11 protein-coding genes are annotated in these 19,326 nt (G+C 63.4%); 9 read left to right on the top strand and 2 right to left on the bottom strand.

Features of this window, described 5'->3' with window-relative positions; genetic code table 11:
* The first annotated feature begins 97 nt into the window (after positions 1 to 97).
* Genes JZ00_RS11735 through fabF form a run of 3 tightly spaced genes read left to right on the top strand, consistent with a single transcriptional unit; the run spans position 98 to position 5,549 of the window.
* Positions 98 to 1,207, top strand: a complete 1,110-nt coding sequence (locus tag JZ00_RS11735; RefSeq protein WP_039589880.1) for an efflux RND transporter periplasmic adaptor subunit — start codon at positions 98 to 100, stop codon at positions 1,205 to 1,207.
* Positions 1,204 to 4,266 carry an efflux RND transporter permease subunit gene (locus JZ00_RS11730; RefSeq protein ID WP_039589883.1) on the top strand — a complete coding sequence of 1,021 codons (3,063 nt, stop codon included), beginning with the start codon at positions 1,204 to 1,206 and terminating at the stop codon, positions 4,264 to 4,266. The genes JZ00_RS11735 and JZ00_RS11730 overlap by 4 nt, the downstream gene beginning before the upstream one ends.
* Positions 4,263 to 5,549 (top strand): beta-ketoacyl-ACP synthase II, encoded by a 1,287-nt coding sequence (gene fabF, locus JZ00_RS11725; protein ID WP_039589884.1) that lies wholly within the window; start codon positions 4,263 to 4,265, stop codon positions 5,547 to 5,549. The genes JZ00_RS11730 and fabF overlap by 4 nt, the downstream gene beginning before the upstream one ends.
* Positions 5,550 to 5,556: 7 nt before the next feature.
* On the opposite strand, the gene JZ00_RS11720 is transcribed toward fabF, so the two are convergent.
* Positions 5,557 to 6,771 (bottom strand): multidrug effflux MFS transporter, encoded by a 1,215-nt coding sequence (locus JZ00_RS11720; protein WP_039589885.1) that lies wholly within the window; start codon positions 6,769 to 6,771, stop codon positions 5,557 to 5,559.
* A 192-nt stretch (positions 6,772 to 6,963) separates the two neighbouring features.
* Positions 6,964 to 9,177: a TonB-dependent siderophore receptor gene (locus JZ00_RS11715; RefSeq protein ID WP_046509638.1), complete on the bottom strand. Its 2,214-nt coding sequence runs from the start codon at positions 9,175 to 9,177 to the stop codon at positions 6,964 to 6,966.
* Between the two features lie 291 nt (positions 9,178 to 9,468).
* Between JZ00_RS11715 and JZ00_RS11710 the strand changes: the two genes are divergently transcribed.
* The 6 genes from JZ00_RS11710 (at position 9,469) to JZ00_RS11685 (ending at position 19,291) form a co-directional block, all read left to right on the top strand.
* Positions 9,469 to 10,272, top strand: coding sequence for an ABC transporter ATP-binding protein (locus JZ00_RS11710; protein WP_039589888.1), 804 nt, complete (start codon positions 9,469 to 9,471; stop codon positions 10,270 to 10,272).
* Positions 10,269 to 11,252 carry a FecCD family ABC transporter permease gene (locus tag JZ00_RS11705; RefSeq protein WP_039589890.1) on the top strand — a complete coding sequence of 328 codons (984 nt, stop codon included), beginning with the start codon at positions 10,269 to 10,271 and terminating at the stop codon, positions 11,250 to 11,252. Before JZ00_RS11710 ends, JZ00_RS11705 begins: the two co-directional genes overlap by 4 nt.
* A complete protein-coding gene (locus tag JZ00_RS11700) occupies positions 11,249 to 12,298 on the top strand; it encodes a FecCD family ABC transporter permease (protein WP_039589892.1) in 1,050 nt (349 codons plus the stop codon). The genes JZ00_RS11705 and JZ00_RS11700 overlap by 4 nt, the downstream gene beginning before the upstream one ends.
* A gap of 55 nt (positions 12,299 to 12,353) precedes the next feature.
* Entirely contained in the window at positions 12,354 to 13,292 is a 939-nt protein-coding gene (locus JZ00_RS11695; RefSeq protein WP_235433074.1) for an ABC transporter substrate-binding protein, read from the top strand.
* Positions 13,293 to 13,415: 123 nt separating this feature from the next.
* The gene (locus JZ00_RS11690) at positions 13,416 to 14,405 is read left to right on the top strand and encodes a TauD/TfdA family dioxygenase (RefSeq protein WP_052680794.1); all 990 of its coding nucleotides are present in this window, start codon (positions 13,416 to 13,418) and stop codon (positions 14,403 to 14,405) included.
* Between the two features lie 71 nt (positions 14,406 to 14,476).
* Complete coding sequence (locus JZ00_RS11685; protein ID WP_039589896.1) at positions 14,477 to 19,291, top strand: non-ribosomal peptide synthetase; 4,815 nt, start codon at positions 14,477 to 14,479, stop codon at positions 19,289 to 19,291.
* Positions 19,292 to 19,326: the final 35 nt, after the last annotated feature.

Genomic DNA, 19,326 nt, shown 5'->3' with positions numbered 1-19,326 from the left:
GCGCCGACGAGAGTGTGACTGGGTTGTGACGATTGACAGAATTAGTCACTGGAATGAGAATGCGCTTTCCATCCTGTCCGCTCAAGAAAGGGACCTTATGCTCCGGCGTCGACCTGTCACCCTTGCCGCTTGCCTGTTGCCTCTCGTCCTGACGGCGTGTGGCGAGTCATCCACCGAGAAAGATCCGCGCACGCTTGCGCCCTTGGTGAGGGTTGCGCAGGTACTGGGTTCGCCCGACCAGTCGCGCTCGTTTACCGGCGTGGTCACGGCGAGGGTCCAGAGTGACCTGGGCTTCCGAGTGTCGGGCAAGATACTGGAACGACTGGTCGATACCGGCCAGACCGTCAAGCGGGGTCAGCCGCTGATGCGCCTGGACCCCGTCGACCTGGGCCTGCAAGCGCGAGCGCAACAGGAAGCGGTTGCCGCCGCTCGGGCCAGGGCGAAGCAGACCGCCGATGACGAGGTGCGTTACCGGGACCTCGTCGAAGCCGGCGCCATCTCAGCCTCGGGCTACGACCAGATCAAGGCTGCGGCCGATACCGCCAGGGCGCAGCTCAGCGCGGCCCAGGCGCAAGCGGACGTCGCCCGCAATGCCTCCGGGTATGCCGCACTGCTGGCCGACGCCGATGGCGTGGCAATGGAGACACTGGCCGAGCCTGGACAGGTCGTCGCCCCGGGACAGATCGTGGTGCGGCTGGCGCGGGCTGGCCAGCGCGAAGCCGTGGTGCAACTGCCCGAGACCCTGCGGCCGACGGCAGGCTCCGTTGCCCAGGCGACGCTCTACGGCAAGACCAGCGAGGCCGTCACTGCGAAGCTGCGGCTGCTGTCGGATTCCGCTGATCGTGTGACGCGCACCTTCGAGGCTCGGTATGTGTTGGAAGGCGCGCTCGCCAACGCGCCGCTGGGTTCTACCGTCACGCTTCGGATCGCCGCGGGCACTCGCTCGGAACAGGCGCTGCAAGTGCCGATCGCGGCCCTGTACGACGCGGGCAAGGGCAGCGGTGTCTGGTTGATCACCGGGGAACCGGCGACAGTCACCTGGCGTCCCGTCCAGGTGCTCGGCTTGAGCGATGATGCCGCGCAGGTCTCGGGTGAGCTGAAAAGAGGCGAGCAGATTGTTGCGCTGGGTGCCCATCTGCTGCGCGAAGGGGAGGCGGTGAGGCTGGGTCAACCGATAGACACGAAGGTTGCGGGGAATCGCCCATGAGCTTCAACCTTTCGGCGCTCGCCGTCCGCGAGCGTTCCATCACGGTATTCCTGCTGTTGCTGATCGCCGTGGCGGGCGTCCTGGCGTTTTTCCAACTGGGCCGCGCGGAAGATCCGCCGTTCACGGTCAAGCAACTGACAGTCATCACGGCCTGGCCAGGCGCGACAGCCCAGGAAATGCAGGATCAAGTCGCCGAACCGCTGGAAAAACGCCTGCAGGAGCTGAAGTGGTACGACCGCACCGAAACCTATACCCGTCCCGGCCTTGCGTTCACGATGGTGTCGCTGGTCGATCGCACGCCGCCGTCGCAAGTGCAGGAAGAGTTCTACCAGGCACGCAAGAAACTCGCTGACGAGGCGATCAAGCTACCGGCCGGGGTTATCGGGCCGATGGTCAACGATGAGTTCTCCGATGTGACCTTTGCCTTGTTCGCCCTGAAAGCCAAGGGCGAGCCGCAACGACTGTTAGTCCGCGATGCCGAGGCGCTGCGCCAGCAACTGCTGCATGTGCCGGGCGTGAAGAAGGTCAATATCATCGGCGAGCAGGCCGAACGGATCTTCGTCTCGTTTTCCCATGAGCGCTTGGCGACCCTGGGCGTGTTGCCCCAGGATATTTTTGCCGCCCTCAACAGCCAGAACATGCTCACGCCCGCCGGCTCCATCGAAACCGTAGGGCCACAGGTGTTCCTGCGCCTGGATGGCGCCTTCGACAAACTGCAGAAGATTCGTGACACGCCGGTGGTCGTGCAGGGGCGTTCGTTGAAATTATCGGACGTGGCGACCGTCGAGCGCGGCTACGAAGATCCGGCCACGTTCAGGGTGCGCAACGGCGGTGAAGAGGCACTGTTGTTGGGCGTCATCATGCGCGAGGGCTGGAACGGCCTGGACCTGGGCAAGGCGCTGGACGCGCAGATCGGCAAGATCAACCAGGACATGCCCCTTGGCATGACGCTGACCAAAGTCACCGATCAATCGGTGAACATCGACTCGGCGGTCGGTGAGTTCATGGTCAAGTTCTTCGTCGCGCTGCTGGTGGTGATGGTTGTCTGTTTCCTCAGCATGGGTTGGCGCGTCGGCGTCGTTGTCGCGGCGGCCGTGCCATTGACGTTGGCCGTGGTGTTCGTGGTCATGGCCGCCACCGGCAAGAATTTCGACCGCATCACCCTCGGTTCGCTGATCCTCGCGCTCGGGTTGCTGGTAGACGACGCGATCATCGCCATCGAAATGATGGTCGTGAAAATGGAGGAGGGCTACGACCGCATCAAAGCCTCCGCGTATGCCTGGAGCCACACGGCCGCGCCGATGCTCTCCGGTACGCTGGTGACCGCCATCGGCTTCATGCCAAACGGTTTCGCGCAATCGACCGCTGGCGAGTACACCAGCAACATGTTCTGGATCGTCGGCATCGCCCTGATCGCTTCCTGGGTGGTCGCGGTGGCCTTCACACCGTACCTGGGCGTGAAACTGTTGCCCGATATCAAGCAGGTCGAAGGCGGCCACGCAGCCATCTACAACACCCGCCATTACAACCGCTTCCGCCAGGTGCTGACGCAGGTCATTGCGCGCAAATGGTGGGTGGCCGGTACAGTGATCGCGACATTCGTGGTGGCGATCCTTGGCATGAGCCTGGTCAAGAAACAGTTTTTCCCGACCTCGGACCGGCCCGAGGTGCTGGTGGAAGTGCAGATGCCGTACGGCACCTCCATCGAGCAGACCAGCGCCACCACCGCCAAGGTCGAAGCCTGGCTGCAACAGCAAGAGGAGGCGCGGATCGTCACCGCCTACATCGGCCAAGGCGCGCCGCGTTTCTACCTGGCAATGGCGCCGGAGCTGCCCGATCCGTCTTTTGCGAAAATTGTCGTGCTGACGGACAGCCAGCAAGCGCGCGAAGCCCTCAAGTTCCGCCTTCGCGAAGCGCTCGCCGAAGGGCTCGCCCCAGAGGCGCGGGTGCGGGTGACGCAACTGGTGTTTGGCCCGTATTCACCGTTCCCCGTGGCTTATCGGGTGATGGGGCCTGATGCGGCGAAACTGCGCGAGATCGCCAGTCAGGTCCAGGGCATCATGCAGGCGAGCCCGCTGATGCGGACCGTCAACATCGATTGGGGGCCGCTGGTGCCGACCCTGCACTTCAACCTCGACCAGGACCGCTTGCAGGCCGTGGGGCTGACGTCCAACGCGGTCGCCCAGCAGCTGCAATTCCTGCTCAGCGGTGTGCCGATCACGGCGGTCCGCGAGGACATCCGTTCGGTGCAGGTGGTGGGCCGCGCTGCCGGGGACATCCGTCTGGATCCGGCCAGGATCGAAGGCTTCACCCTGGTCGGCGCAACGGGCCAGCGTATACCACTGTCCCAGGTGGGCGAAGTCGATGTGCGCATGGAAGATCCGATCCTGCGGCGTCGTGATCGCACGCCGACCATGACCGTGCGCGGCGACATCGCGGAAGGCTTGCAACCACCGGACGTTTCGACCGCGATCATCAAGCAGTTGCAACCGGTCATCGACACGCTGCCCGCCGGCTACCGGATCGAGCAGGCCGGCGCCATCGAGGAATCGGGCAAGGCCGGCAAGGCCATCGTGCCGCTGGTGCCAATCATGGTCGCCATGACGTTGCTGATCATCATCCTTCAAGTCCGTTCGATCTCGGCGATGATCATGGTGTTCTTGACGGCACCGCTGGGCCTGATCGGAGTAGTGCCGACGCTGCTGATCTTCAACCAGCCATTCGGCATCAACGCGCTGGTCGGCCTGATCGCGCTGTCTGGGATCCTGATGCGCAATACGCTGATCCTGATCGGGCAAATCCATCACAACGCCAACGAAGGTCTCGACCCGTTCCACGCGGTGATCGAAGCCACGGTGCAACGGGCCCGCCCGGTGCTGCTCACGGCGCTGGCGGCGATCCTGGCATTCATTCCCCTGACGCACTCGGTGTTCTGGGGCACGCTGGCCTACACGCTGATCGGCGGCACGTTCGTCGGCACCATCATGACGCTGGTGTGCCTGCCGGCGATGTATTCCATCTGGTTCAAGATCCGTCCTGATACGAAGAGGGCTTCATGAAAAATCGCGAAGGTCAAAAACGAATCGTCGTCACCGGCGTTGGCATGGTAGGACCGTTGGGGTGCGCGGTGGAAGAGGTCTGGAAGCGCTTGTTGGCCGGGCACTCCGGCATTCGCAACCTGTCCGCCGACGTGACCGACGGCACTGGGGTTGCCGTGGGCGGGCAGGTGCCGACCCTGGAGGAGGATGGCATCGCCGGTTACGACCCGGAGCGCCTTATCGCGCCCAAGGATCGCAAGAAGATGGACCGTTTCATCGAGTTCGCCCTGGTGGCGGCCCACGAAGCGCTCGAGCAGGCTGGCTGGCATCCTGTCGAAGCCGTCGATCAGGAGCGGACCGCGACGATCATCTCCTCGGGCGTGGGTGGTTTTGCCACGATTGCCGATGCGGTGCGCACCACCGATGCACGCGGCCCGCGTCGATTGTCGCCGTTTACCGCGCCGGCTTTCCTGGCCAACATGGCGGCCGGGCAGGTCTCGATCCGGCATGGTTTCAAGGGACCGCTCGGTGCGCCTGTCACCGCGTGCGCCGCCGGCGTACAGGCCATTGGCGATGCGGCTCGGCTGATCAGGAGTGGCGAGGCGGACATTGCCCTCTGCGGTGGGACCGAGGCGGCGATCGACCGCGTGACCCTGGGTTGTTTCGCCGCGGCGCGGGCGCTGTCCACGGGATTCGCCGAGCGTCCACAGGAGGCCTCGCGGCCGTTCGACCAGGGTCGCGACGGCTTCGTCATGGCCGAAGGCGCCGGGTTGCTGGTGATCGAGTCGCTGGAACACGCCCTGGCCCGCGGCGCCAAGCCGTTGGCAGAGCTTGTGGGATATGGCACCAGCGCCGATGCCTATCACCTGACTGCAGGGCCGGAAGACGGCAATGGCGCTCGCCGTGCCATGGAGCAGGCTCTGCGCCAGGCGGGCATCAACCCCGCCGAGGTGCAACACATCAACGCCCATGCGACATCCACCCAGGTCGGCGATGCCGGTGAGTTGGCGGCGATTCGCGCAGTATTCGGTACGGATTCCGGCGTGGCGATCACCTCCACCAAATCCGCCACCGGGCACCTGCTGGGGGCGGCGGGCGGCATCGAAGCGATCTTTACGGTCCTGGCGCTGCGCGATCAGGTCGTGCCGCCGACGCTGAACCTCAATCATCCCGATGAGGCTGGCAACGGGCTCGATCTGGTCGGCCTGAAGGCGCGGCAGATGCCGATCACCCATGCGTTGTCGAATGGGTTCGGTTTTGGTGGCGTCAACGCCAGCGTGTTGTTCCGTCGTTGGCAAGACTGACGGCGGATCAGCGGCGCAGGAAGAACAGCACCAGCGCGACCAGGCAGGTCAACGCCTGGATCGCGCCCACGGTCAGGATGGGGGAAAAGCTCAAGACCGAGGCTAGCCAGGTCGTCAAGGCTGCGGCACCCATCGAGAGAAAACCCAGCAGCGCCGAGGCCATCCCGGCCTCCTTGCCGAAAGGCCCCATGGTGATCGCCGTACCCAACGGGTTCGCCAGCCCCATGCCCCAGAGGAATGTCACCATCGAAACGGCATACCAGCCGAGGCCTGGATAGGCCGGCCCGACGATGAGCAGCCCCCCGCCAACCATGGCGCAGGCGATCCCCAGCAGGGCAACGTGCCGTGGGCCGAAGCGGTGGGCCAGGCGCGGTGCGGCCATGCCGGCGGCGAACACGACGAACACCGTGGATGCGAAATACAGGCCGGCCTGCACCGACGTCAGGCCGATGCCTTTCATGAGGATGGCCGGGGCGGCGGCGAAAGAGGCGAACAGGCCGCTGAGCAACAGGCTCATCGACAGGGCGGGGAAAATAAAGCGCTTGTCCACCGCCAGCCTGGCGTAGGCGCGCACGACGCTGCCGGTGGAGTGCGGCGCGCGGCGATCGGCGGGATGCGTTTCTCCAAGATCGCGGACATAGAAGAACGCCAGCACAACGGCGGCCAATCCCACCAGGATGAAGATGGCGCGCCATCCAAGCGTGACGGATAGCACGCTGCCCGCCAAGGGTGAGAAACCTGGCGCGGCGGCGGTGGCGACCATCGTCAACGACAGGGCACGGGCCAATGTCTCGCCTTCGAACAGATCCCGTGCGATGGCGCGCGACAGCACCGAGGCCGCGCACACGCCCAATGCCTGGACGATGCGTCCGGCGATCATGACATCGAGCGTGGTGGCGAGCCCTGCGATGACGGTGCCGACGATGAACACCGAGAGTCCGCCCAGCACCAGTTTCTGGCGTCCATAACGATCAGCCAACGGCCCCACCACCAACTGGCCCAGGGCAAAGGTGACGAAATAACTGGAGAACGTCAGGCCCAGTTCGCGGGCGGTCACGCCGAGCTCATCGCCGATGACCGGGAACGCCGGAAGGATGATATTGGTGGAGAGCATGCCGATGGCCGCGAGGCCTGCGAGCAGCGCCACGACTCGGCCGGTCAGGGCGGGGCTCGATGCCTGTGGCTGCGCAGCTTCAATCACTGATGCATTTCCGGTTTCCATGAAACAACCCTCTTGGCCGGTTTTTGGCTGGCTTATGATGATCGTAATATGACGGTCGTCATCTGATGCGTCAAGGTCAAAAGAGGATTCAGGAGGATGGGTGATGAGGGGTTTCGAGCGGGGCGCCAGAAGCGTTGGCAGGGCGTGAAATGACTCGGTCGACGCTTGTCGGCGCCGACCGAGCCAGGCGGGTTACCAGCGGAAGTTGACGGAGGTCACCAGCTCACGCTCGTCGCCGTAGCGGCAGATGGCGGCTTCACAGTAGACGTATTTTTTATTTGTCACGTTGTTCGCGTTGAGGGAAACGTCCCAGTTCTTGTCGATCTGGTAGCTGGCCATGGCATCGAACAGGGTGTAGGCCGGCAATTGTGAATCGATGCCCGACGCCTGGGTGGTGCCCTTGTAGCGCGCGCCGCCGCCCACCTTCAGTTGTGGTACGCCGAACAGGGCGAAGTTGTAGTCAGCCCACAGCGCGGCTTGGTGGTAAGGCGTATCTTCGCTGCGCTGGCCCACTTCGCTCTGGATTACACTCTTGGTGATGCGTGAATCGGTGTAGGCGTAGGTCGCGATGACCGTCAGTTGAGGCGTGACGTCGCTCTTGGCTTCCAGTTCCAGGCCTCGGGAGCGCTGTTCGCCGATCTGCTGGGGATTGTTGCCGGCCAGGTCGCGCTTGACGACGTTTTCCTGCGTCAGCTCGTACACCGCTGCGCTCAACAGCGTGTTGCTGCCTGGAGGCTGATAGCGGATACCGATTTCGTACTGCTTGCCTTCGGTCGGCTCGAACGTCTGGCCTGGCGCGTCGGCTACCGCCACCGGGAAGAACGATTCGCTGTAGCTGATGTAGGGGGCCAGGCCGTTGTCCGCTTCGTACACCAGGCCGGCGCGCCAAGTGGTGGATTCGTCGTCCTGGCTCAGCTTCTGGCCGGTGGCGAAGCCTTCCTGGTCCTGGTCGGCCCAGTCATGGCGACCGCCCAGCAACAGAAGCCAGTGATCGTCGAACTTGATCTGGTCTTGCAGGTAGATGCCGGTCTGGAAGGTGTCGATCTGCGAACCGCGGTCACGGCTGCGATCCTTGTTCACGACCACCGGTTGGCCGTAGTTGTAGTCGCCGATATTGATTGAGGACGTGTTGGCGCGGAAGTTATGCGAATCATACGAGGCATCGTAGGTGTCTGCGCCCACCAGGAAGGTGTTCTCGATGCCGCCGATGTTCCAACGCGTCTCGATGTTGGTGTCGCTGGCCAACGCCCGGGAGCGCTCGCGCCGGTCGCTGTACTGGCGACGAAGGACGCCGGTATTGGCTGCTCCGTTGATGGCAGCCGCGCTGGTCTGCGCCTGCAGATACTTCCACTTCACATCCGCTTCGTAGTAACGCAGCTTGTTGCTGATACGGGTGTGTTCATCAAAGCGGTGTTCGAACTCATAACCGATGGCGGACATCTCGCCATTCATGTCGTCGTAGTCGGGCTCGCCGATGAAATCGTGGCGGCCGATGGTGACCGGCCCGTTGCCCACGCCTTTGACCAATTGGTAGGGCAGCGGGGCGGAGAAGCGGGTGTCGCTCTTCTGGTAGAACGAAAGCAGGGTCAGCGAGGTGTCTTCATTAGGGCGCCAGGTCAGGGCCGGGGCGATGTAGAGCTTGTCGTCATTGATGTAGTCCTGCTGGGTGTCGCTGTCGCGCTTGAGCATGGTCAAGCGGTAGCTGAGGACCTCGCTGTCGCCGAGTGGGCCGCTGAAGTCGGCGGTCAGTTGCTTGCGGTCATGGTTGCCGTATTGCATCCCCAGCTCATGCTGCGCGGTTTCGGTCGGGCGTTTGCTCACGCCGTTGACGAAGCCACCGGGCGACAATTGACCGTACAGCACCGACGCGGCGCCGCGCACGACTTCCACGCGTTCCAGGCCATAGGGTTCCTGGACACCGTCGTAGGAGTTGTACTGTAGGCGCATGCCGTCGCGCAGCGAGCCGCCGGTGGCGGATTCGACGTCGAAGCCGCGCATGCGGAACCGGTCGGAGGTGCGGTTGAAGCTGCTTGGCTGGCTGGTGAAGCCAGGGGTGTAGCTCAGGGCGTCCGCCAGGGTGTCCGACTTGCGATCGCGCATTTCGTCGGCGGTGACCACGGACACCGACTGGGGCGTTTCGGTAATGGCTGCGTTGGATTTGGTGGCGCTGCCGTTGCGCAGGGCGACTTTGCCGGCCAACGGCGCCGTAGGGTTTTCCACGGCGGCGGCGTTGATGTTGATTTCGCCGAGTTGAAGAGGGGCGTTGGCGGCAGCGTCTTCCTGCGCGGCGATCGCCTGTGCTGAAAAGATGCTCCCCAAAGCCAGGGCCAGGGTGCTCAGGTGAAACGCTGGATGACGCGAGACGTAACGTTTATCGGTGCCAACTGTTGTTTTTCTTACGAGCATCGAGGAAGTCCTTGGGGGTCGTTATTGATCTTCGCAGGCCTGCCATCCCGGTCCGGCGGGATCAGGCACGCGAGCGAGGTTAGTGTCTACTGGCCATAATCTGACTGTGAATGATAAGGGTTTGCATTAATATTGTCAGTCTTGTAGGGAAATTATTTTAGTTTCGACATATTCTGTGGCCCACTTTTTGGCCCTCGATGGGTTTTGCGGCGTTATCACCGGGAAACGAATGCGCGGGATCGGTACGATGGACGATTCGATCAAGCCCTCTAGGGCGGTGGAGGGACGGTCATGCTGAAAGCCAGCAATGTGCGGCTGAGCTATGGCGAGCAACAGATTCTCAACGGTGTCAGCCTGGACATTCCCGAAGGCTGCTTCACGGCGTTGATCGGGGCCAACGGCTGCGGCAAGACCACGCTACTGAATGTACTGGCGCATATGCTGCGCCCGAGCGCTGGCGAGGTGCACCTGTCCGGCAAGGCCCTGGGGCAGTATTCGCGCCGGGCGCTGGCGCAACGCATGGCGCTGTTGCCCCAGCGCACCACCTCGCCGGCCGGCATGAGTGTCCGGGAGCTGGTGATGCAGGGACGTTTTCCCTGGCAGAGCTGGTGGCGCCAGTGGTCCGAGCAGGACCAGCAGGCCATTGACCGCGCCATCGACCTGGCGGGCATCGCGCCGTTGCTCGATCGTTCACTGGCCACCCTGTCGGGCGGACAATTGCAGCGCTGCTGGATTGCCATGACCCTGGCCCAGGACACCCCGGTAATCCTGTTGGACGAGCCCACGACGTTTCTCGACATCGCGCACCAGATCACCTTGCTCGAACTGCTGGTGGATCTGCGCGAGCAAGGCAAGACGGTCGTGGCCGTGCTCCACGATCTGAACCAGGCCGCGCGTTATGCCGATCACCTGGTGATGATGCGCGAGGGACGTTTGCTGGCCCAGGGCGCGCCCGCCGAAGTCTTCACCCGCGAAAACCTCAAGGCAGTCTTTGACCTGGACGCGCACATCATCACCGACCCCTATTCGGGCGACCCGCTGTGTGTCCCGCAAACCAGCCGTAGCCAGCCGTCGGCTGTGCGGGAGGCGATGTGAGTCACGGATTGCGATTGCCGGTGTGGCTGGGCCTGTTGCTCGCCATCGGCTTGGCCGCGCTGCTGCATCTGGCGGTAGGCGCCAAGAGTATTCCCTGGAGCGAAGCCTGGCAGGCGCTGGTGGCTTACGCGCCGGACAACGCCGACCAGAGCGTTATCCGCGGCAGCCGCCTGCCGCGCCTGTTGGTCGCGATGCTGGTGGGGGCCAGCCTTGGCATGGCCGGGGTGATCATGCAGGCCGTGGGCGACAATCCATTGGCTGACCCGGGCATCCTCGGTATCAATAGCGGCGCGGCGTTGTTCGTGGTGTTCGGCTTGCTGGTGTTGCCGGGGCACGACCTGTCGATGATCCCGCTGTTCGCGTTCAGCGGTGCCCTGGTGGCGGCCATCGGTGTCCTGCTGCTGGCGGGCAGGGGCCATAACCCGATCCGCCTGACCTTGTCCGGGGCGATGATTGCGGCGTTGTTCAGCGCCATTACTTCGATCCTGTTGTTGCTCGACCAGCAAGGGCTCGACAGCCTGCGTCGCTGGCTCACCGGGTCGATCGGCGTGACCGGAGGCTCGATGCAGGCATGGGTCTGGCCCTATGTCGTGTTGGGCATGGGCTTGTGCCTGGTCAATGTTCGGGCCCTGAATGCTCATCGACTGGGTCCGCAGGCCGCGGCCGGCATGGGCGTCAATCTGTTGAAAATGCGCCTGTTCGGCCTGGCCTCCGTGGTCCTGCTGTCAGGGTGCGCCGTGGCGCTGGCAGGGCCGATCGGTTTTGTCGGGCTGGTGGTGCCTCACACTGCGCGGCTGTTGTTTGGCGACGATTATCGGCGGCTATTGCTGGCCGCGCCCTTGCTCGGCGCGCTGCTGCTGATCCTGGCGGACATCGCCGCACGCACCGTGGTGCGGCCCTTCGAGCTCAACACCGGGATTGTCACGGCGCTGATCGGCGGGCCGATTTTTGTCGCGCTGGTGTTGAGGAAAGTCAAATGACGCGCCTGGGACTGACGTTGCCCAGGGCGCTGCCATTGCTGCCTTGGGTGGCCCGGCCCGTCGACGTGATCTCGGTACTGGTGCTGATTTTCGCATTGGTTGCCTTGTCGCTGTACGCGCTGACCGTCGGCAGTTATTCGTTGGGGGTTGCCCAGGCCTGGCAAGCGTTGTGGTTCCCCGGACAGGTCGACTCGACCATGCGCAATCTGCTTTGGGAGTTGCGGCTGCCGCGTGTCGCGCTGGCGATCCTTGCCGGCATGGCCATGTCACTGGCCGGCCTGTTGATGCAGTCGTTGACGCGCAACCCGCTGGCGGCGCCGGGCCTGGTGGGCGTGGAGTCGGGCGCCAGTGTGACGATGCTGCTGATCATCGTGCTCTGGCCCTCGCTGCTGCCCCTTGAACTCTATCCGCTGGCGGCATTGGCGGGCGGCTTGGCCGTGGCATTTTTCGTCGCGCTGTTGTCGTGGCGCCAGGGCATTTCGCCGCTGCGGCTGATCCTCGTCGGCGTCGGGCTTACCGCCATGCTCAGCGCGGTGGCTGACCTGCTGATCACTTACGGCAACATCGACCAGGTGGAGTCGGCCCTCATGTGGCTGGGTGGCAGCTTGCATCGCGCTGGCTGGGCACAGGTGCACAGCCTTGGCGTCTGGCTGTTGCTGGCAGGTGTTCCGTTGTTGTTTTTCCATCGCCAGTTGAACCTGTTGCAACTGGGCGAAAAAGTCGCGCTCAGCCGCGGCCTGAATGTCACCGGCGTGATGATTTTCCTGTTGCTGTGCAGCGTCATGTTGACCGCGGCGGCCGTGGCGAATGTCGGTACCATGACGTTTGTCGGGTTGGTGGCTCCGCATCTGGCGCGGCAATTGGCAGGCGATCGCCACGGTGCGCTGATGCCCTTGTCGGCGTTGGTGGGGGCGTTGCTGGTACTGGCGGGCGATACGCTGGGCAGGGGGCTTTTTCCGCCGTTGCAGTTACCGGCGGGGCTGGTGGTCGCAATCATTGGCGCGCCTTACCTGATCATATTGTTGGCGCGCCAACGCAGTCGCTGAGAAACACAGCGACGCTTATCTTTAAATTATTGGAGGCAAACGCGTGCGGGGAAGGGTGAAAGCAATATTCCAAGGGTTGGTGGGCATGCTGTGCGTGCCGTTGGCGTTGATGTCCATGCACGTCGGCGCGGCTGAAACCAAGGTGTTCGAGAACAGCTTCGGCCGGGTCGAAGTGCCGGTCTCACCTCGTTGCATCGTCTCCCTGCACGACTTCAGCCTGACCACTCAGTTGCTGGAGTTGGGGATCAAGCCCTGCGGCTCGACAGGGCGCAAGAAGCTGTTTTCGGACGTGCTGTTTCGCGGAGCCCAGGAGCGCTTCGATGTGACCGGAATCCAGTACATCGGCTCGCACCAGTCGCCTGACCTGGAGGCCATTGCCGCCCTGAAGCCTGACCTGATCGTCGGCCTGTCCTATCACGCCGACCTCAAGGAAAAGCTCAGCAAAATCGCACCGGTCGTGCTGTTGCCTTCGCGGGAAAGTGACATCAAGACCTACGCCAAGCAACTGGCCGAGCTGGTGGGCAAGCAGCAACGCTATGAAGAAATGCTCCGCGAGTACGAGTGGGTCGTCAGCGAGTTCAAGAAGCGGGTCAAAGACCCTTCGCGCATCACTGTCACGACCCTTGAGGTCTATACCGACGGTTTCCAACTGATCGGCCGGGGCGGAATGGATGACGTCATCGCTGATTTCGGCCTCGGCCGTGTCGCCGCTTATCGTGAAGCGCGCCAGAACGTGCCGTACAGCCTGGAGCGAATCGGCGACTTCGACAGTGATTTCATTATCGATACCTACGAAGAACTGCTCGATTCGGAGGCCAGCACGGCGGCGTTTCGCCAGTCGCCTCAATGGCAGAACCTGTTTGCGGTGAAGAACCGCCAGTTTCTCTATCTGAACCGCAGCCGCTACGCCGATACGATGCAGGGGTTGCTGGGTTCCGCCTACCTGTTGATGTCCCATATCGCTGAACGGGAGAGCGTGCTCCAGGCCAAATGATTTGTGTCGATTGTCATACAAACGTCATTAATGACAATGATTCTCTATTGCGGTTGTTACTCGTTTGTATTAGTTTGTGCTCTCGAAAAAAACACGCTCATCGGAATGGCGAGGGATCACAAAATGGAAACTGGTTTGGCGCGTGCACAGGTTCAATCCATGGAAGGCTTGCCGGGCAACGAGCGGACCTTGCCGTTCATCTTCCAGGCGCCAACCAGTGGTGCCGCCTGGCAGGACAGCCGAGCGCAGATCCTGCAGGCGGTCGAGACCGAGTTGCCGCGTGTCGGCGGCATCCTGTTTCGTGGTTTTGCGTTCAATGGTGAGGCGGACTTCGAAGTATTCGCCCGCAGTTTCGGTCACGAATTGCTGACCTACGACTACGCCTCGACGCCGCGCACCAAGCTCAACAACCGGGTCTACACCTCCACCGAATACCCGGCCCACCAGGTGATCCCGCTGCACAACGAGCAGTCCTACTCGCTCAACTGGCCGATGAAGATCTGGTTCCACTGCGTACAGGCATCTGCGGTGGGCGGCGAAACCCCCATCGCCGACAGCCGCCAGGTCTACCAGCAACTCGATCCGGCGATCCGCCAACGGTTCGCCGAGAAGCGCCTGATGTACGTGCGCAACTACGGCAACGGTCTCGATTTGCCCTGGCAACAGGCGTTCAGCACCGAAGACCGTGCGCAAGTCGAACATTTCTGCCGCGCCAACCAGATCCAGTTCCAATGGAAGGATGACGGCGAGCTGTCCACGCGCCAGGTCTGCCAGGCCGTGGCCCAACACCCGGTGACCGGGGAGTGGGTGTGGTTCAACCAGGCGCATCTGTTCCATATCTCCAACCTTGCCGCGCCCGTGCGTGAGACGCTGATTTCCATCGTGGGCGAAGAGGGCGTGCCGCGTAACGTCTTCTATGGCGATGGCTCGCCTATCGAGCTGGATGCCCTGGAGCATGTTCGTGCGGTATTGCAGCGCTGCCAGGTGAGCTTCCCCTGGCAGGCGGGTGACGTGCTGATGCTCGACAACATGCTGGTGGCCCACGGCCGCTCGACATTCCAGGGCGCACGAAAGGTCGTGGTTGCCATGGCCGAGCCTGCTCCGGCGGGTTGAGCCCGACGCACTTGCATTAAGCCGCCGCATTGGGCGGCTTATTCCAAACAAGCAAAAATGAAGGACATCAAATGCTCGATCGCCTGATGCATCGCTGCTGGCTGCGTGGAATTCGCCTGTCGGAAGCCGAAGGCCAGTTGGTTATCACCCCCGGATCACCCAAGGCTCTGGACGATGAACTGGCGCGCGAACTGACGACGCATCGCGCCGATGTGCTGCAATGGCTGGCCTTGCACCCCGATTATTTTGCGGCACGCCCGCTGACCGATAACGAGCAGGCGCTCTGGTTCCTGCAGCGCCTGGAGCCGGACAGCTGCGCCTATAACATTGCCTACGCCGGACGCATCAAGGCGCAGTTCGTCACGGAGGATTTGCCCCAGCGCCTGCAAGGCGCCTGGGAAACGGTGCAGCGACGTTATCCGATGCTGTGTACCGCCTATGCCGAACGCAATGGCGACCTGTTGCAGTGGAGCCATCGCGAGCACGTCCGGCCGCTGGAGCGCGTGACGTTGCAGGCGGTCGACGCGCAGGCATTGCAGCAGCGCATCATTGAGTGGGCCGATAAACCATTCAACCTGGAAGCCGGCGACGTCAGTCGGGTCGTCCTGTTGAGCAACACCCAGGCCGGACGTGTCGAGCACAGCGTGCTGCTGGTGATTCATCACATCGCCGCCGACTTGGCCACCTTCTACATCGTGCTCAATGAACTCTTCGCGCTGATCAACGAGCAAGCATTGCCCGCTGTGAACCCGGATGCGTATCGCGATTATTGCAGCGACTTGCACGTGCGCAGCGAAGCCGCCGAACCGGCGGAGCTGGCATGGTGGCAAGCGCAATTGGACGGTGCCCCGGCCTTGGAATTGCCGACCGATTTCCACTACGGCAGCAACCAGGCGTTCCAGGGAGGCGAGCTGTCGGTTCGTTTCGACCCGGCCACCACGGTGCGGATTCGTGCCGTGGCCCGTCAATGGGGCGTGACGCCTTACATCTGCTGGTTCTCGTTGTTCCAGCAGTTCCTCGGCGTGTTGTCCGGGCAGGATGACTTCGTCCTGGGCACGCCCAGCGGCTGGCGCCTGCGCCGCGAGCACGTCCATTTGCCGGGCTACCTGGTCAACCCGCTGCCGATCCGCTGCCGCTTGCAACCCGAGCTGTCCAGCGGCGATTGGGCCAGGCAAGTGGATGCCTCCGTCAAGCAAGCCCTGCAACACCGTCACTATCCGTTCTCGCGCCTGGTCAAGCAGTTGGAGCTGCCACGGCAAGTGGGTCGGGCGCCGCTGTTCCAGCACATGTTCACCCTCAACAAGGAGCGCATCGCGCCGTTCGAACAGTACGTTGACCGCCTGCTGTCGGAGCAGCGCGGCGCGGCCCATGAATTGAACATGGTGGTGGTCGACGAGGAGGAGGGCTTCCTTTGCCGCTGGCGCTACAGCAAGGCCTTGTATCGCCGTGAAACGGTCGAGCGCTATCGCGATCAGTTCGTTGCCTTGGTCCACGCGGTCATCGAGCAGCCGGACGTGCCGTTCGCCGGGCTCGACTGGCTGCCGCCCGCGCAACAATCGATCCTCAGTGGCGAGGACCTGCCGGTCCCGGTCAACAACGCTTGGCAGGCCTTCGTCCAACAGTGCGTTCAAAAGCCCGAGTCGATTGCCCTGCAAGACGAGCGAGGCACGCTCAGCTATGCCGGACTCGGCCGGGCAGTGGTGGCCCGTGGCGAGCGCTTGCAGGCAGGCGCGAACCTGGAGGGCGCGCGCATCGCCTTGTGCCTGCCCCGCAGCCGCGAGCTGGTGATGCACATGCTTGCGGCCTGGCAGTGCGGCGCCACCTACCTGGCCCTCGATCCTCAGTGGCCGCAGTCGCGTTTGCAGGACATCTGCCAGGATGCGATGCCCAAGGTCTGGGTTGGTGAAGGGCTGCGTCCCGGTTGGTTGCCGGATTCGGTGCGCTGGCTATCGTTGCCAGGTGCCGAGTTATTGAGCGAATCGCCGTTGCGCGCGTCGTTGGCCGCGGACCTGCCAGCCTACGTCGTCTACACCTCCGGCTCCACCGGCCGGCCGAAAGGCGTGGCGGTCAGCCAGGGCAACCTGGTCCATTACGTGACCGGCTGCCTGGAACGCCTGGGCCTGCCGGCCGATGCCAGCCTGGCCAGCCTGGCCAGTTGCGCCACGGATTTGGGGCACACGGCCTTGTTCGGTGCCTTGCTCAGCGGCCGTCGCCTGCGGCTGTTGGCCGAGGAACTGGCCTTCGACGCCGAAGAGCTGGCGGCTGTGCTTGAACGCGAGCCCGTGGACCTGCTGAAAATCGTACCGTCACACCTCAACGCCTTGCTGGTCGCCAACGATCCGCAACGCTTATTGCCGCGCCAATGCCTGGTAACCGGTGGCGAAGCCTTGGGCCATGAAGTGGTTTCGCGGTTGCGGGCATTGAAGCCGGACCTGCGCATCGTCAACCACTACGGTCCCAGTGAAACCACCGTCGGGGTGTTGACCCATGAGATCGATATCAAAGGCGCGGCACCGTTGGGTCGACCGTTGCCCAATGTCCAGGTCAGCGTCCGTTCCCCCGATGGCCGCCTGCTGCCAATCGGCGTGAGTGGCGAACTCTGCGTGCAGGGCAAGACGGTTGCGCTGGGTTATCTCAGCGCCAGCGACGCCGACCGCAGCCGCTTCGGAGCCCATGGCTATCGCACCGGCGACCGGGCGCGGCTCAATCATCAAGGGCAGGTGGAGTTTCTCGGTCGGCTCGATGAGCAGGTCAAGATCCGCGGTTATCGGGTCGAGCCGGCGGAAGTCGCGGCACGACTGCGGGCGATGCCGCAGGTCAGCGATGTGCAGGTATTGAATAGCCCTTCGCCGTTGACGGGCAACCGCCTGGTGGCGTTCCTGGTCGCGCCGGCGAGCGCGCTGGCTGATATTCAAGCCGCCCTGCAAGCGCAACTGCCGGACTATATGCAACCGGCCCAGTGGCATTGCCTCGATGGGTTTGCCTTGTTGCCCAACGGCAAGGTCGACCGCAAGGCATTGCTGCAGTTGGCCGAGCAAGCGCCGGCGACAACGTCGGCGACGGCTCCTGTCGAGCAACCCTTGGACGCGGTCGAAAGCGCGTTGCTCGACATCTGGCGCGGGCTGCTCGGCAATCCCGACCTGGGGCCCGATGACAACTTCTTTGCCCTGGGCGGCGACTCGATTCTCGGCCTGCAGATCATTGCCCTGGCGCGCCAGCAAGATATCCGGATGACGCCCAAGCAGTTGTTCGCCGAACAGACCGTGCGCGCCTTGGCTCGAGTGGTACAAACGCCACAGCGCAGCCTTGAGCAGCGTCTGCTCGACATCGCTCGCGAGATTCTCAATAACCCCGGACTGCAGGTCGATGACAATTTCTTCAGTGTCGGTGGCGACTCGATCCTGAGTTTGCAGATCATCGCCCGGGCCAAGCAGCAGGGGCTGCAACTCAAGCCCAAGCAGATTTTCGAGTTCCCGACCGTGCGCGGTTGGGCCGGGCAGGTGGTCGATCTCGGCGCCGTGAAGGAGGGCGCTGCATCGGCCGTACTCGAACCTGCCACAGCGTTTCCCCTGACACCGATCCAGCAATGGTTTTTCGCCCAGGAGCAAGCCGAGCCCGGGTACTGGAACCAATCGTTGCTGCTGGCGTTGAACGCGCCGTTGGAACAGGCGCGATTTGCCCAGGCCGTCGGCGCGCTGCTGCAGCGTCATGCCAGCTTGCGCCTGGTCTTCGAAGCGTCGGCGCAAGGTTGGCAGCAGCGCTACCAGGCGTTTTCCCCAAGCCAGCTCGACGGGTTGTTCCAGGTCGAGGACGGAGCGTTGGATGACGCGCTGTTGAAACGCTGGCAACAAGGCTTCGATCTGGGCAAGGCGCCTTTGATTCGCTGGGTGTATTTCCCCCAGAGCCAGGCGTTGTTGTGCACGGCGCATCACTTGCTTGTCGACGCAGTGTCCTGGCAGGTTCTGCTGCAAGAGCTGGAAAGTCTCTACCTGCAACCGAACGTGGCGTTGCCTGCCGTTTCGGCGGGTCTCCATACATGGAGCGAGGCCTTGCAGGAGCATCGGCGCGAGCCTGCCGTCCTGGCCCAGGTTGGCTACTGGCAGGAGCAGTTGGCCGCCGAGCAGAGCGTTCCTCGACAGCCCAATCCGTACGGCGAAAGCCGCACACTGGACATGCAGCTGTCGGTCGAGCACACGCAATGGCTGCTGGGCGATTGTCACGCGGCCTACGGCACCCAGGTCCAGGATCTGCTGGTGGCCGCATTGGCCGGTGTCATCGGCCAATGGCAGGGCCGTGAGCGCGTCACCCTTGAGCTGGAAAGCCACGGGCGCAGCGGTTGGGAGCAGGGCCCCGAATTGTCGCGCTCGATCGGTTGGCACACCAGCCGCTACCCGCTCGCGGTTGACACTGCCCGGGACTCGGAAGCCTCGATCATCGCGGCCAAGGAAGCCCTGCGCCGCGTCCCTGAACAAGGCATCGGCTACGGCCTGTTGCGCCAGGATCCGGCCCATGGCCTGGGAGCAGCCTCGCTGCTGACCTTCAACTACCTGGGGCGGGTCGACCAATGGATCGGCGCATCGAGCCTCTGGCGCCTGGCGCGGCCGGTGTGCCCCGCAATGCGTGCCGAAAGCACCCGCCGCACCCATTGGCTGGACGTGACGGCGCTGGTCAACGAAGGCCAGCTACACGTCGAATGGCGTTATGCGCCGAAGGTCCACGACCCGGTGTTGGTGGACGAACTGGCGCGCCAGTTCCAGCAGCGGATCACTGCGTTGCTGGACCACTGCCAGGCCCCGTCGGTGGGCCGCGCCACGGCTTCGGACTTCGCCGACTCCGGCCTGTCCGACGATGAATTCCTGGGGCTGCTCGAGCAACTAGAGCAATGAGCCCCCGCGTCCCAAACATTACAGGTTCGGATACC

Origin of the sequence: Pseudomonas frederiksbergensis (assembly GCF_000802155.2) — a bacterium.
GTDB classification, from domain to species: domain Bacteria; phylum Pseudomonadota; class Gammaproteobacteria; order Pseudomonadales; family Pseudomonadaceae; genus Aquipseudomonas; species Aquipseudomonas frederiksbergensis_A.
The sequence above is the reverse complement of the archived record's forward strand: the minus strand, read 5'-3'. Positions and strand labels throughout refer to the sequence as shown.